The following is a 790-nucleotide window of genomic DNA, read 5'->3' as shown; positions in this document are numbered from 1 at the left end:
CGTGGGCGCACCGGGTGGCGGCGACCGATCACGCGGACGCACAGCTCTCGGGTGATCTGGTGGCCGAGGCAGCTCGCGAAGCCGCCGCCGGGAACCTCCCTCGCGCGGCGACCCTGCTGCTGTGGTCGGCGGACCTGACCGAGGACCGTGCCCTGCGCGAACACCGCTTCCTGACCGCGGCCGTCCACACCTTCTTCTCGCACAACGGCAACGGCATTCTGGCAGGGCATCAACTACGTCAGGCGGTCGACGCCTGCAGACCTTGTGCCATGCGCACCATCCTCCAGAGCGGCTACGCCTATCAGAACGGGAGTTTCCACGAAGCACTGCGGCTGGGAGAGCGTGGGCTCGCCGAAGCAGAGGCCGAGGGAGACCGCTCATTGATCATCCAGGCCTGCGTCAGGCTCTCCAACGGCGCTTTCCACAGCGGCGACCGACAGACCGGCAGCAAGCTCGCACGACGTGCGGTGGAGGAGGGGGCCGGTCTGGCCGGCTCGGCCAATCTGCAGTGGACGCTGGGCTGCGGCATGTTGTTCACGGACGGGCCTCGGGAGGTACTCGGAGAGCCATGGATAACCGCACTGCCCGACGCCCCCGAAGCCACCCGGGTCACCGACACCATCGTGCTGGTCAACCGCGGTCATTGCCGATTGGCCCTGGGTGAACTGCACTCCGCGCAGGCCGACTTCGCCGAGGTGATCAAGCCCGGGCGGGCGGAGGGCGTCTCGGCGCTGGCCAGGATCCATGCGAGCTTCAATCTGGCGATCTGTCAGTACCTGCTCGGTGACTG

1 protein-coding gene is annotated in these 790 nt (G+C 67.8%); it reads left to right on the top strand.

The genetic code is table 11. The features are described 5' to 3' along the window. Nucleotides 1-14: 14 nt before the first annotated feature. A partial coding sequence (locus AA75_RS01515) for a hypothetical protein (protein ID WP_033817832.1) occupies nt 15-790 on the top strand: 776 nt, incomplete at its 3' end.

It is taken from the genome of Kitasatospora sp. MBT63, assembly GCF_000710465.2.
Classification (GTDB): Bacteria; Actinomycetota; Actinomycetes; order Streptomycetales; family Streptomycetaceae; genus Kitasatospora.
Note: the sequence above shows the minus strand (reverse complement) of the source record. Positions and strands in the feature narration are given on the sequence as shown.